This is a genomic window from Bdellovibrio bacteriovorus (assembly GCF_025558485.1).
Taxonomy (GTDB): Bacteria; Bdellovibrionota; Bdellovibrionia; order Bdellovibrionales; family Bdellovibrionaceae; genus Bdellovibrio; species Bdellovibrio bacteriovorus_G.
In genome coordinates this window covers 2,748,915-2,761,845 of the sequence record NZ_CP102930.1, presented here as the reverse complement: position 1 = coordinate 2,761,845, position 12,931 = coordinate 2,748,915, and the positions used below count along the sequence as shown (strand labels likewise).

Genomic DNA, 12,931 nt, shown 5'->3' with positions numbered 1-12,931 from the left:
TTTTCATTATAGTTTCATCTAGAACTAAACAAACAGGAGGCTTAAATGTTCAAACTTCCACAACTTCCCTACGCGAAAACAGGTTTGGCTCCTTTGTTCAACGAAGAACAAATGACTTACCACTACGATAAGCACCACAAAGCTTATATCGACAATCTGAATAAATTCATGGAAACAGATGCATCTTTGAAAGGTAAATCCCTTGAAGAGATCACTTTGACTTCCTCTGGCGGCGTGTTCAACAACGCAGCTCAAGCCTGGAATCACACCTTCTTCTGGTTTGGTATGACTCCTGCAGGTCAAGGCGGCCAGCCTTCTGCGGAATTGTCTGCAGCGATCACTCGCGATTTCGGCTCCATGGACGAGCTTAAAGCAAAGTTCGTTGATGGCGGCGTAAAAACATTCGGTTCCGGCTGGATCTGGTTGTGTGCGGATGCTTCCGGCAAACTTTCTTTGGTTTCCACTTCCAATGCGGCAGTTCCATTCACAAACAACGGTCCAACTCCATTGCTGGTTGCTGACGTTTGGGAACACGCTTACTACGTGGACTACAGAAATCTTCGCGCAAAATACCTTGAAACTTTCTGGAGCCAGGTAAACTGGAACTTCGTTTCCGAAAACTTCGCCTCCAAAAAAGTCCGCGACCTAACCAAGTCCATGACTTAACGGCAAAAGGTACCTGCTTACTTTTGCAGAAGCATCGCAACAAAAATTGGAAATCACAAAGGGACTGCTGGAATAAGCAGTCCCTTTGTTTTTTGGAGCAGCGCTTCTGCAAAAGTAAGCAGGTACCTTTTAGAGTTCGAAGAAGGTTGTGGAAAGCAGGAAGAGGGTGTTTCCCGTGTCGGGGGTGTAATACACACCGACAGAGGGGCGGGAGAACATTTCTTTTGGGCGGAACTGGGACCAGGCTATACCAGCGCCGGTGTTCATGTCTTCGTAAGGGGAAATCCCCGCTTCACGCAGATGCCCCCAAGCAACAGTCAGCCATTCGCGATCCTTGATCTGGTACTGAACATCCAGACCCCATTCGGATTCACACTTCAAAGAGTACACAAAAGTCATCGTGTTCTTGGAATCAATATGCCCGCAGACATTATTCAGGAATGGTGACAATGTGATATCTTCGAGTTCCGACGGACGATAGTTGAAACCGACATGGAAAGAGCGCAGAACCAAGTCTGGCGTTTCCATCACCTTGCCGTCCTGTTTTACTTCGGATTTAAAGCGGTTTTCGGTGAAGGCCGCAGCCCAGTCGAATTTTTCACCGCGATAGAAGTTCAATTTTGCCGTGTAGTTGCGGCTGCCCGGAACGGTCGCATAAAAGATAGGAACCGTGCCCAGCTCCACCCGATCATGCACTCCCACACTGAGGGCATTGGCCAGCATATGTGAATTGATATTCGCCCCGCTGGTTCTTTGAAAGCCAAACTGCCACTGCGCCAGTGTACGAGCCGACGTGCTGACTACGGGATTAAAGATCACGCGCTTCTGAGGAACGACGTCGTCAAAGCCTGCAAAGGCCTGAAGTCCTGATAGAAAAATGAAAGCCAAAATAAACGCGCGCATGCTCGCGAGCATTACAAATAAGATGCCAAAAAAATCGGCCTGAAAGCGGGCCTGTTTCCAGCTCGAGGCTCCACAGTCCTTCAACACCAGTACTTTTTTCACTATGACAAATGTTTAGACAGTTTCCCCTAAGAACGAAGCCATTTTCGACGAGGGTCTTTCTTGTCCACCGGCCATAAAGCCCATTGCACATTCAAATCAGTGGCCTTCAGCAGATTTTCCACAATCAGTTCGGCGTCCTCTTTTTGCCAGAAGTCCTTGGCGTGAGAACTGGGGCTTTGCAAAGCGATATCAGACACCAGCGAATAGACCATCCCGCACATCGGAGGAATCAGGAATCCCATCGTGGAAAGCACACCTTGCAAACGCGACAAAATCCCCTTGCCCCCCACCGAGTGCATCAGCACGAAGACTGCGGCAGGTTTTCCCATCACAGATGATGTGCCCTCCAGTTCCGTCGCCTGCTCCAAGAACTTCTGCAAAGGACTGCCCCAGGAATCCCAGTAGGTTCCGGTCACAAAAACCATGGCATCCGCATCAGAAATTCTTTTCTTTAATGATGAACTGTACCCGGACTTTGCCAGCGTCACCACATCCAGGGAAACACCCTTCGGAAAAAACTTCTTCATGCCTTTAATCCAAAACGCACAGTTGCCTGTATCACCGGAAGGGCTGCCATTTAAAATCAAAATCTTTTTCATCGGGAATCACTCCATACCGAAAAGGCTGAAGTATTATGACCTGTCTGAAAGACACAATCCAAGAACAAAAATAAGACAGGCGCCTGGGATCAGACGCCTGCACATGGAGGGATGGGAAAAGGACCGCACCTTAATTTGTGACAACTTTCATCAAGACACCTCCTTTAGGTTGTCTTCCAGGATCACTGTCCCCTTACTTAAGGGGAACAGCACTTCATAAGCAAAATCAACCGAGATGGGAACTCTGCGTGGCGGGTCCTTAATTTCAATGAAATTCAGGACATCCAGAACACCGGACAGTTCCCAGGCCGCGGCAACAGCCAGGGCTTTCAAACGAGGTCGAAATACCTCCCCTTGAAGTCTGACAACACCATCCACGACCTCGACTTCGACGTGTTCACCGCCGATCTTGATCATGTCTGCCATTTGTGTTTCAAGAATGCGAAGTATCTCTTCGTCTGATCTATAGTAATCCGTGGGCACGACAATGCGGTCTTCAACAGCCCAGACCCCTTCGGTGTCTGAGATGACTTCCAAGGCCGCATTCTTTTTGTAAGAAGTATCCACGAATCCACTTACAATGACCAGGTTGCCCCGGACAACAACGTCAAGATCAGCTGCGCTCACTCTTTTATCCCATTTGATTCGGTCACGGATTTTGCGACCGAGCTCACTGTCAATCTGGTTTTTAAGAAGATGCGTATTCATTATGCTGCTCCTTGCTTGTTCTCGGGTTTTCGTTCAAATCACGCCACCCCTTCAAGGGTCGGTGGCTGATAACCCAACATCGGATCATTTCGACGATGCTGGGATTTACGTGAGGATCGTTTGCTCAGCACCACTTTCAAAGCGGCTACTGTCTTCGCTACACATCGCTTGAAGTTCTCGTCAGTTTTGACGATTTTAATCACACCTTTGGAGCGTGACGGCTTCAGGATGACCTCACAGAGATAACTCGGTTTGCGAGTCTGCGAGCGATGTCGATCTGTCTCAACACGCACGGTGAGGTGAGCACCACTGTCATACTTGAAGAAATCCCCGACAGCGTTTTCCACTGTCTCCATTAGGTAAGCTTCGAGATTTTCAGTCTTAGTGATGTCTCTGTAGTAGATGTCTGTTTGCATATCTACCTCCTTGTCTTGGTTTCATTATCGTAGAAATCGACAATTTCGTTAAATATATAATTTAGAAGACATTATTAGGTTAAAGTTATATATTTAGCTGGTCTAGGAAGAGAATCCCCAGAGGAACTCGCCACTTACAGTAATGCATCAAGAGGCCAGTTCCAAAAAGGCTCCAAAAAAACCATGTTATTCGGAGGTTTTCACCCATGTTTAACTACAACCATTTGTATTACTTTTATGTAACCGCCCGCCTGGGTGGGGTCAGTAATGCCGCAAAATATCTGCATATCAGTCAGCCGTCTCTTAGTTCGCAGATAAAAGTTTTGGAAAGTTCTCTGGATCAAAAACTTTTTGAAAAGCGCGGTCGCAATCTGCATCTGACCCCAGAGGGAGAACGCACTTTCGCCTATTGCAAAAAGATGTTTGATGTGGCTGCGGACTTTGCTGAATCACTGAAAAGCCCCTCTGAAAAACAAAGCCAACGTTTCCGCATCGGGGTCAGCGATCAGGTGGAGCGTCCCTTTATTGCCGACCTGCTGGCACCTTTGATTCGCGAACAAAAGCGTGGCATCGAAAAGCATTTCTTCGTCAGCTCCGCCCCGTCAGAAACCCTGGTCAATCAGCTGCGCAGTCAGGAGATTGACCTGCTGCTGACGAACAAGCCCATCTACGCCGATGATGTGAAAGAAATTGCCGCTGCGGAAATGCCGGTGAATCTGATGGTGTCCACAAAAAATCTAAAAGACCTGAAGATTCGCATTTCCCGCCACACATCCGCTTTGGAATTTCTTAATGCCGTCCCGTGGGGACTGATCATTCCCTCTTACAAAATGAAGCTGCGCCATGAAACAGATCTGTTCTTTCAGGAAATTCACGCACGCAAGAAAGTGATCTTTGAAAGTGACATCATGTCCGTGGTGGGACGAGCTGTGATCGACGGGGCTGGCGTGGGCTTTCTGCCGGTGCCCTATGTGCTGGATGAAGTTCAATCCGGCAAGATCACTCTGATCGGTCCCAAGACCGGATATTGGAAACACACCCTGTATCTGCTGGCCCGCAAAGACCAGAAGGAAGATGACACTTTGATGGATCTGAAAAAGACCATCAAACGACTGGAAAAGTTCTAATAAAAAAGCCCGCTTTTTACTGCGGGCTTTTTTGTTTTTTTATTTGAATTGTGCTCTTAGTAAGGCTGACGAGCGTCCGAATTTGCCAGATCCATTCCCATCACCACTGCAATTTTTGTGTATGCAGCAGAATGTTTAAAGTTGGATTCCGGAGTGATCACATCACGAGTGGAATGGATATTTTTGTTACTTTTGCTGAACGTCGCCTCAAATGGCATCAAGGCCGGATAACCCTGACGGTTCCAGGACGCATGATCGCTGCAACCATAACCGCATTTATCGTCCACGATACGGGCATGGATGTAGGTTTCATTGGCCGCTTTCAGATAGTCACGCAGCCACGAGCTTGTGAAATCCGTCATGCTGCCAATAACCAATTCACCCGAACCCGGGAACAAGGTCATGTCCAACTGAAGAACGGCCACCACATCTTTCTTTTCAGCCTTGTATTGTTTTGCAATTTCCGCTGAACCCAAAAGACCGGATTCCTCACCTGCGTACCAGAAAATTTCAATTGTGCGTTTCGGCTGGGCTTTGCTCATCAGAATGCGCAAAGCTTCGATCAGATTTGCAGAACCTGAAGCATTGTCATCCGCACCCGGCGCGGTTTTTCCACCACCCCAGCTTTGGTTGATGGAATCCAAGTGACCGCCCAAAACCACGATTTCATTCGGACGCTCACTGCCGACCAAACGCACCTTCAGCGATCTTTGTTTTGTGGACGTATGGCTGATCTGGGAAATCTCGTACGGAATTTTGGATTCAGCCAGCATGGCTTCCAAACGTGTCTTCATTTCGTCAACGTGACGATTAGGTTCTGCATCACGGTTGCTACGGCTTGGGAAGGAAGACAACCAAGTCACATAAGAGCGCAGATTATCCTCACTGACTTCAGTCAAAGCCGACTCAATCGCTGTATTTCTTTCCAATGCCAACGGGGCAAACGGAGCACGATCATAAAGAGCATTTTGTTCCTGAACCTTTGCCAGACTGTCCAAAATGCCGTTAAAACCAGCCCCTTGAACATGCATATCCAAACTCAGGTCCTCGAAGCCACCGCATTTTCCAACTTGGTGAGAACGTTCCTGAATTCTTTGCTGCATCAAAGGCGTCACAATCGCGTAACCCACTTCAATGCGTTCATCTTTAGCTAAAACCGGGATATTAAGAGCGCGCAAATCCTTCAAGTCCGCCAGAATCGGCTTTGTCTCGAAGTTTTCCATATCAGGAACATGCGCCATTGCACTCGTTGCAACGAACATAAACAGAGCCATCGTGGCAGTTTTCATATTTTCAATCCTTTGAAAAGCATTACCGCAACTTAATGCTAACGAATTTGTCCTCATGTTGGCAAAGACAATTCGCTTATTTTTTAAACATGCATTAGGATAAGTCCCTATGACGACAGACATTTTATTGGTTACCCTGAACTCCACTTACCAACACAGCTCCTTTGGTTTGCGCTACCTCTATGCCAATTTGGAAGACCTGCAATCCCGTGCCCAGATCCTGGAGTTCACCATCGCCCGTGACCCTCGTGATATCGCCGAGAACTTACTGCGTCACAAACCAAAGATCATCGGAATCGGCGTATATATTTGGAATGCCCAAGAATCTTTGGAACTGGTGTCCTTGCTTAAACGCATCAGTCCGGAAACTTTGGTGGTCTTAGGAGGCCCCGAGGTCAGTCACGAATCAGAAACCAATCCGCTTTGTCAGACCGCAGATTTTGTCATCAAAGGTGAAGCTGATTTTCTGTTTAGAGACTTCTGCCGCAACTATCTGGCCAGCAGTTCTCTGCCGGAACAAAAAATCATTGCCGGAATTCTGCCGGATATCAAAACCATCAGATCCCCTTATGAATTCTATAGTGACGAAGATATTAAAAACCGAGTTTTATACGTGGAGGTCTCCCGGGGCTGCCCGTATCGTTGCGAATACTGCCTGTCCTCGCTGGATAAATCCGTTCGTAATTTCGACGTTCCTCAATTTCTGGCAGAAATGCAAAAGCTGATGGACCGGGGCGCACGTCAATTCAAGTTTATTGATCGCACGTTCAATTTAAGTCCCACCACCTGCACCCAGATTCTAGAGTTTTTCCTGGAGCGCATTCATCTGGGGCTGTTCCTGCACTTTGAAATGGTTCCTGACCGTTTGCCAGCGGAAATTCGCGAGCTGATCAAAAAGTTCCCGGCGGGTTCCTTGCAGTTTGAAATCGGCATCCAAACCTGGAATCCCGAAGTGGCCCGACTGGTCAGCCGCCGTAATGATCTGGAAAAAGTAAAAGACAACTTCCGTTTTCTGGCGGCGGAAACCGGCGTGCACACTCATGCCGATCTGATTGCCGGACTTCCCGGCGAAGACATTCACAGCTTTGCCAAAGGCTTTGATATTCTGGCTGAACTACGCCCGGATGAAATTCAAGTGGGCATTCTGAAGCGATTGAAAGGAGCCCCGATTTCCCGTCACGACAAGGAATGGGAAATGGTTTATTCCGCACATCCTCCTTTCCAGATTCTGCGGACCAAATCCATGGACTTTGCCACGTTGCAAACCATGAATCGCTTTTCAAAATATTGGGATCTTTATGCCAACAGCGGAACCTTCAAAAGTTTCGTTGAAAGCCTTAAGAAAGCTTCCCGAGAAAAAGAACACCAGTCCTTCTTCTGGGAATTCTATGACTTCAACACCTTCCTGTCGCAGCGACATGCGCAGTCCCACGGCATTTCACAGCTCAGTTTATTTGAGTCCGCTTTGACCTATCTGACCGAATATAAGGGCTGGCCCGAACAGGACGCCAAGACACTTTTAGGTGAGGACTATATGGCCACGGGCAAAAAGGAATTGCCTCGCTTCCTCAAGGCCGGAGAAGCCTCCAGCCCTTCAGGCAATCAAGGCAGTGGTGATGGCAAAGGCAATCTGCCTAAGCGGCAGCAAAGGCATCTGGCTGCGAAGACCGAACAGGCTTCATCATAAAGATCGAAGCCAGTAACAGCGAAAACCCCGCCACCAACAAAGCACAGCGGATGTACATAAACCACAGCCACTGCGAACGGATGTCCATCCAATCCGGTGGCGGAGACAACAAGTCCCAGCTTGTGATCAACTGATTTAAAGGCAGATTTCCCATGTAGGTCATCAACAGTTCATTCAACACACAGATCACTGCAAATAACATCAAAAGAAATTCCATGGACTTCCAGCGATGCCGCGATAAATACATGTTGGCTGACAAGGTCAACAGCGCCAGCGCATAAACCACCGGGCTCATCATCGAAAAGGACTGATGCCAGTTTCGATGAAATTCCAGGTATGCCAATATCGACAGATTTTCAAGCGTAGGCCCCACCCCGACAACCAGAGCAAAAGAGCTTCCTGCCATCAAACCCAGCAGCAGCAAACCAAGATATTTCAGACCCAGAGTTAAATTCATAGATGCATCATATATTCTTTTGTTTATAGCACCTCAAGTTTCATTTTTTTAATTCAGAATTACCGGTTATTGATCCCGCGCCTTTCTGGCAAAGCCTGTATAGGCAATCAAAGGCAGCTTACTAAAGGTGAATTTGAAATCTTTTGGAACCTCGCCCGAGCGCATAAGTTGCCATAACTGCTTCTGTAAAAATACAGGGCGAATTCCACGAATATCCGGGTTTTCAAGGCCGAAATCCTCCATCCACAGCTTCAATTTGTGCGGTTCAATAAATAATGAATAGACGTGGTAATCAGGAGGCGTGTTTTTCACAAACCATTCCATGCCTTTGATGACCACCAGCCATGCCAGCGGATTCTTGTTAAAGGTATTAAAAAAGAATAATCCCCCCGGACGCAGCACACGGGATGCTTCCGCAATCACCTTCTGCGGGTCGGAAACATGTTCCAACAAATCCATGGCAGCCACCACATCGAAGCTTTCACTTTCATAAGGAACCTGATAGACGTCGCCCTGATGATAGTGCACAGAATGCGTGTGATCGCGTGATTCCGCGACCTTCAAACTGGAGGTGGATAAATCTATCCCGGTCACCTTGTGGCCTGCCTCTGCCAGATCATTGGCAAGAAAACCGGCTCCACAGCCCATGTCCAGAACTTCCGCGTGATAGCCAATATTGCGGCGGATGGAATCCAGAATCCATGGCATCTCCACCTTGTGTTGATTGCGCAGAAGAGCGATGGGATCATCCTGAGCCTCGTACCACCGGTCCGCCAGATGATCATAAACTTCATTGTTAATGATTTCCCTGTCCACTTTCGCCAGTTCCAAATCCATGGAAACACCTCCCTGCTCTGAAACACGCTAACAGCCCCACGTTCCGGGGAGGAGCTTTGGCGAAGTCCAGTGGTAAGAATCAAGTGTCATATTGATCTGCCCAAACCATTCCGCTACACTTAAACTCATGATGGATTATATTGAAATTGCGTGCCGATGGATTCTGGGTCTGCAAATGTTCTTCTGGGGGCTGAATGGCTTCTTTCACTGGGTGAAAGTTCCATCCTCTGATCCCGCCATCGATCGCTTTGTTCAGGCCTGCATTGACACGCGCTTTATCATGCCGACAGTAAAAATATTTGAAATTCTTGGCGGAGCCCTTCTGGTTTTACACATAGGAGTTCCTCTGACGCTGGCTCTCCTTTCGCCAATCCTGTTTGTTGTGACCGGGCTGCACGTTTTGCACAATCCCAAACCATGGGGTGTTCTGGTCACCACCACACTGCCGTATGCGGTGCTGCTATTCTATCATAGCGCCACATTATTACGACTTGTTCACTAAAGACCCCACTGACGTATAAACTGTCCATGAAGCTTTCGTAACTTGAGGAAAAACAAGATCTCTCAGTAGAACTTCTCAAGCTTATGAAAAGACACGTCGCTATTTCCTCTTCTTTCTGCCTTATTGTTGGCCTTGTCGGCATGGCGCTGGCTTTTTCCTGGCTTTTTGCCCTGACTCCCCGACCCCGGAACATTGAAATCATTCGTCCCAACCTGACGGTCAACACCCGGGCGTTGTCCTCGTTCAACTATCTGAACTACAACACCGACAATGAAGGGCTGTACTGGCTGAAGTTTGACACCGCCCCCATGATCTATCCTTTAAGCCGCCTGAAAATGCGCACGATGAACTGCGTGCATGAAATGAACACCAATCACGGCGACTGGAAACTGCCTTCGGGCTTACAAAATGTCTGCGACAATCGTGAAGGACTTTTACTGATAAACACCGCGCCTTTTCTCGCAACAAAAACACAGTGGCGTTTCGCAGGCAGCACCCGAGGCGATAGCTACGGTGTTCTGCTGGAAAAGGACTGGACAGATCTACCGGTGGCAGCGGGCCTGATGCTTTTAACTCTTTCCCTGGCTTTGATTCTGTATGCACGCCTGCCGGCACATCATTTTGCAGAACGTCTTGTTGTCGTAAGTTTTCTGATTCTGGCATTTCTGTTTCGTTTTTGGCTGGTGTTCATCGAAGCCCCACCGCAGTTCAGTCTTTTTTCTGATATGGGAGCTTATTTCTCGCGCTCAGAGGAAATCCTGCGCGGTCATTTCAGACTGGACCAGCTCTTTCAACCCATTGGCTTCACCCTTTGGAGTCTGTGGCTGCGAGAACTGGGCGATTTTGAACTTTTCAACTGGGCTCAAGTGTTTTTCTCCTGGGGCACGGTTGTTTTGATTTACCTTATGGTGCGCGAACGTTTCGGTTCCTTAGCCGGGGCAATAAGTGTTCTGATCAGCGCCGCTTATGTTCCTCTGGCGGGATTTGCCACGTTTCATATGGCGGAAAATGCCTATGCTTTCTTTATCTCTTTGATTCTGTGGTTGATACTAAGAACTTTAAAGAACCAGAAGTTGCGCGGATTCTTTTTGATCGGGCTGTTCATGGCAACAGCCTTTTACTTCAAAGGAAATCATGCTTTCTTTATCCCGTTTTTTGCTCTTTGGCTGCTGTACCGGGACCGGCACCATTTCACCAAAGGAATCGCCAAAGTCACCCTGCTGGGACTGGGATGCACACTGGTCGTAGCACCACACATGGCCTGGACCTGGAAGCACTATGGAAAACCCCAGCTTGGTCCCACCGCAGGGGCGTTGAATTTTGTCGAAGGTAAATGTCCTTCCAAAGACAATGAAGATTCCACCGGCGCCCGCTGGATGTCCCCGATGTTTGGTTTCACCAATGAAAGAATCTATAAAAAATGGGATCGCCCTTTCACTGATCAGACGTATTTCTGGAACGCCGGATTTAACTGCGTGAAACAAGATCCGATGGTTTTGGTTTCAAGTCTTCGTTATATCTATTATTTGGCTTTTGGAAATCCCCTGTGGCCGCACATTTCTACAGATGTACAAAAGCTTTACTACCCTTGGGAAAACTTCTTCTATTATGGAATGTTGCCCCTGACATTGCTGGGGCTGTTAATTCTGCGCAAAGATAAAGAGGCCTTTAATCAGGCCTCGGCATTGCTGATGCTGTCACTATTTCTGACGGTGTGGTTCTTTAAATCAGAAAATCGTTTCCGTGTTCCCTTTGATGCCCTTTTGATTGCGTGGTCTTCTGTCGGGGCATCATGGGCTTTACTGAAAGTTCTGTCTATATCAGGACGCCTGACTGTTCACCTGCGAAACCTGTTCATTAAGGCTCCAGTAATCGTACAAATAACCCATCAGGAAAAGCCCTCCAGTGCAGAGCCAAATCAATCCTGAGATCCATTTCCCCATATAAAAGCGATGCACTCCGAACATCCCCAGAAAGGTCAGAAAAATCCAGGCCAGGGTATAATCCACACGTCCACTGCGATAGTTTCTCTGGGCATCCCTCTCCATTCCCGGAATCAGGAATAGATCAATCAGCCAGCCCACTCCCAACAATCCGAAGGTGAAAAACCAGATGGTGCCGGAAACAGATTTTCCGAAATAGAAACGGTGAGCCCCCATGAATCCAAAGATCCAAAGAACGTAGCCGATGAAAGTGGAATGTGTTGCCTGTGCCATTGCTGTCCTCCTGTAGTGACTAACGGGCCCCGTGAGGTCGCTTTAAGTATAAACCAAATTTGTACATAACCCATACATGAAATAATGCCTGCGTCCATCGATACAAAAACCACGGCATGCGGGGTTTGAATTCGTGGATGGCGGCAATAACCGCCTTCCCGCCCAGTATTTCGCGAAACTCCAGACGACCCCGAACAGTCTTTTGTGCCAGCAGTCCGCCACGAACATAAAAAAGCTGCCGATGGGACCAACTGCGTTCCGGCGAATATTCCAGAATCAGCAGTCGCAGATAAGGAAAGCTCCAGCTAAAACTCACCCAACGCCCACTGACTTCAACCTTCATAAAGCCCGGACGCATCGTTGGCAAAAAATCCATGTAAGCTCTGGCCACCTGAGCCGCCGTGACTCCCTCGGGAATTAACAGGCGCTGCACCGAGCGCACTTCATAAGAGCCTATTGGATTCTTCTGAAACGCCAATGGAGCCTGATGTTTCTGGTAGTGATTCAGGGCGATCTGCAAAGCTTCTTTGAGCGGAGTGAATTTATATCCCGGCACAGCAAGTTCATGCCCAGGACGCACGATCAAAGGAACTTTTAACCCTTCGATCAACGGACGCACCAAAGCCCGTGGTGCTTTCGTCACCAAACACACCCATAACGTGGAAAGCTCGGGACTGAGCAAAGGAACCGGCAAAAAAATCCGTTTTCTCCCTAGAATGTGGGCCGTCATCTTCATCATATCCAGATAACTGACAATATCAGGACCGCCAAGATCGTAAATGTGATTAGCGGTTTGTGCCGTCTCGATACAGTGATGCAGACTCTTTACAACATCTTTTAAGGCAATGGGCTGACTTATGGTGCGGCTCCACTGCGGACACACCATGACCGGAAGACGCTGAACCAGGCGGACCATCATATGAAAAGACGACCCCTCCGGCCCCAGAATCATTGCTGCACGCAAAATCGTTGCAGGAATTTTACTGGCAATAAAAAGGCCTTCGACTTCATGGCGACTTTTTAAATGCCGGGACAGGGTGGATGCGTTTTCCGAATACATCCCGCCAAGATAAAGGATTCTTTTGACCCCGCATTTTTCTGCGGCCCGGATAAAGTTATCGGCCACGATAAGATCAAAATCCTCGAAGCTTCCTTGTGTCAGTTGGGCAGAAGGGCGCATGGAGTGCACCAGATACACAGCTACATCGCAGCCTTCCAGTGCTTTTTCTGCATCCAGCAGACTGAACAAGTCGCAAGACCGCCATTCAATACCGGAAGCCGATTCCGGCTTAACAGAGCGACTTAGAGCTACCACATCGTGCTGTCCTTGAAGTTCCTTTATCAAGGCCTTGCCGACAAATCCGCTGGCACCTGCTATCGCCACCTTCACAAAAACCCCCAACCTTTTGAAAAACTATATTC

General features: G+C 48.2%; 14 protein-coding genes. 5 read left to right on the top strand and 9 right to left on the bottom strand.

The features are described 5' to 3' along the window. Nucleotides 1-45 precede the first annotated feature (45 nt). A complete protein-coding gene (locus EZJ49_RS13550; RefSeq protein ID WP_262552730.1) occupies nt 46-666 on the top strand; it encodes a superoxide dismutase in 621 nt (206 codons plus the stop codon). Between the two features lie 129 nt (nt 667-795). Here the strand turns inward: EZJ49_RS13550 and EZJ49_RS13545 are convergent, their stop codons facing one another. From EZJ49_RS13545 to EZJ49_RS13530, 4 genes are all read right to left on the bottom strand, one after another. After that, entirely contained in the window at nt 796-1,569 is a 774-nt protein-coding gene (locus EZJ49_RS13545; RefSeq protein WP_262552729.1) for a hypothetical protein, read from the bottom strand. Nucleotides 1,570-1,697: 128 nt separating this feature from the next. Then, complete coding sequence (locus tag EZJ49_RS13540; protein ID WP_262552728.1) at nt 1,698-2,270, bottom strand: flavodoxin family protein; 573 nt, start codon at nt 2,268-2,270, stop codon at nt 1,698-1,700. 150 nt (nt 2,271-2,420) lie between these two features. Next, a complete protein-coding gene (locus tag EZJ49_RS13535) occupies nt 2,421-2,978 on the bottom strand; it encodes a BON domain-containing protein (RefSeq protein ID WP_262552726.1) in 558 nt (185 codons plus the stop codon). 38 nt (nt 2,979-3,016) lie between these two features. Continuing rightward, entirely contained in the window at nt 3,017-3,394 is a 378-nt protein-coding gene (locus EZJ49_RS13530; RefSeq protein ID WP_262552725.1) for an HPF/RaiA family ribosome-associated protein, read from the bottom strand. Between the two features lie 206 nt (nt 3,395-3,600). Here EZJ49_RS13530 and EZJ49_RS13525 point away from each other — a divergent pair, with 206 nt between their 5' ends. Then, nucleotides 3,601-4,521 (top strand): LysR family transcriptional regulator, encoded by a 921-nt coding sequence (locus EZJ49_RS13525; protein WP_262552724.1) that lies wholly within the window; start codon nt 3,601-3,603, stop codon nt 4,519-4,521. Between the two features lie 56 nt (nt 4,522-4,577). On the opposite strand, the gene EZJ49_RS13520 is transcribed toward EZJ49_RS13525, so the two are convergent. Next, a complete protein-coding gene (locus EZJ49_RS13520) occupies nt 4,578-5,810 on the bottom strand; it encodes a M20/M25/M40 family metallo-hydrolase (protein ID WP_262552722.1) in 1,233 nt (410 codons plus the stop codon). Between the two features lie 109 nt (nt 5,811-5,919). Here EZJ49_RS13520 and EZJ49_RS13515 point away from each other — a divergent pair, with 109 nt between their 5' ends. Beyond that, nucleotides 5,920-7,497 carry a B12-binding domain-containing radical SAM protein gene (locus tag EZJ49_RS13515; protein ID WP_262552721.1) on the top strand — a complete coding sequence of 526 codons (1,578 nt, stop codon included), beginning with the start codon at nt 5,920-5,922 and terminating at the stop codon, nt 7,495-7,497. On the opposite strand, the gene EZJ49_RS13510 is transcribed toward EZJ49_RS13515, so the two are convergent. Both EZJ49_RS13510 and ubiG read right to left on the bottom strand, forming a co-directional pair. Continuing rightward, on the bottom strand, nt 7,445-7,954 hold the full coding sequence (locus EZJ49_RS13510) for a DUF1772 domain-containing protein (protein ID WP_262552720.1): 510 nt from the start codon (nt 7,952-7,954) through the stop codon (nt 7,445-7,447). The two genes, EZJ49_RS13515 and EZJ49_RS13510, sit on opposite strands and share 53 nt — an antisense overlap. A 66-nt stretch (nt 7,955-8,020) precedes the next feature. Continuing rightward, complete coding sequence (gene ubiG / locus EZJ49_RS13505) at nt 8,021-8,791, bottom strand: bifunctional 2-polyprenyl-6-hydroxyphenol methylase/3-demethylubiquinol 3-O-methyltransferase UbiG (protein ID WP_262552719.1); 771 nt, start codon at nt 8,789-8,791, stop codon at nt 8,021-8,023. Between the two features lie 127 nt (nt 8,792-8,918). Here ubiG and EZJ49_RS13500 point away from each other — a divergent pair, with 127 nt between their 5' ends. Next, nucleotides 8,919-9,293, top strand: a complete 375-nt coding sequence (locus tag EZJ49_RS13500) for a hypothetical protein (protein ID WP_262552718.1) — start codon at nt 8,919-8,921, stop codon at nt 9,291-9,293. 83 nt (nt 9,294-9,376) lie between these two features. After that, nucleotides 9,377-11,221 carry an ArnT family glycosyltransferase gene (locus EZJ49_RS13495; protein ID WP_262552717.1) on the top strand — a complete coding sequence of 615 codons (1,845 nt, stop codon included), beginning with the start codon at nt 9,377-9,379 and terminating at the stop codon, nt 11,219-11,221. Here EZJ49_RS13495 and EZJ49_RS13490 read toward each other — a convergent pair. Both EZJ49_RS13490 and EZJ49_RS13485 read right to left on the bottom strand, forming a co-directional pair. Next, the gene (locus tag EZJ49_RS13490; RefSeq protein WP_262552716.1) at nt 11,114-11,509 is read right to left on the bottom strand and encodes an NINE protein; all 396 of its coding nucleotides are present in this window, start codon (nt 11,507-11,509) and stop codon (nt 11,114-11,116) included. The two genes, EZJ49_RS13495 and EZJ49_RS13490, sit on opposite strands and share 108 nt — an antisense overlap. 19 nt (nt 11,510-11,528) lie before the next feature. After that, entirely contained in the window at nt 11,529-12,899 is a 1,371-nt protein-coding gene (locus tag EZJ49_RS13485; protein WP_262552715.1) for an NAD(P)H-binding protein, read from the bottom strand. Nucleotides 12,900-12,931 lie beyond the last annotated feature (32 nt).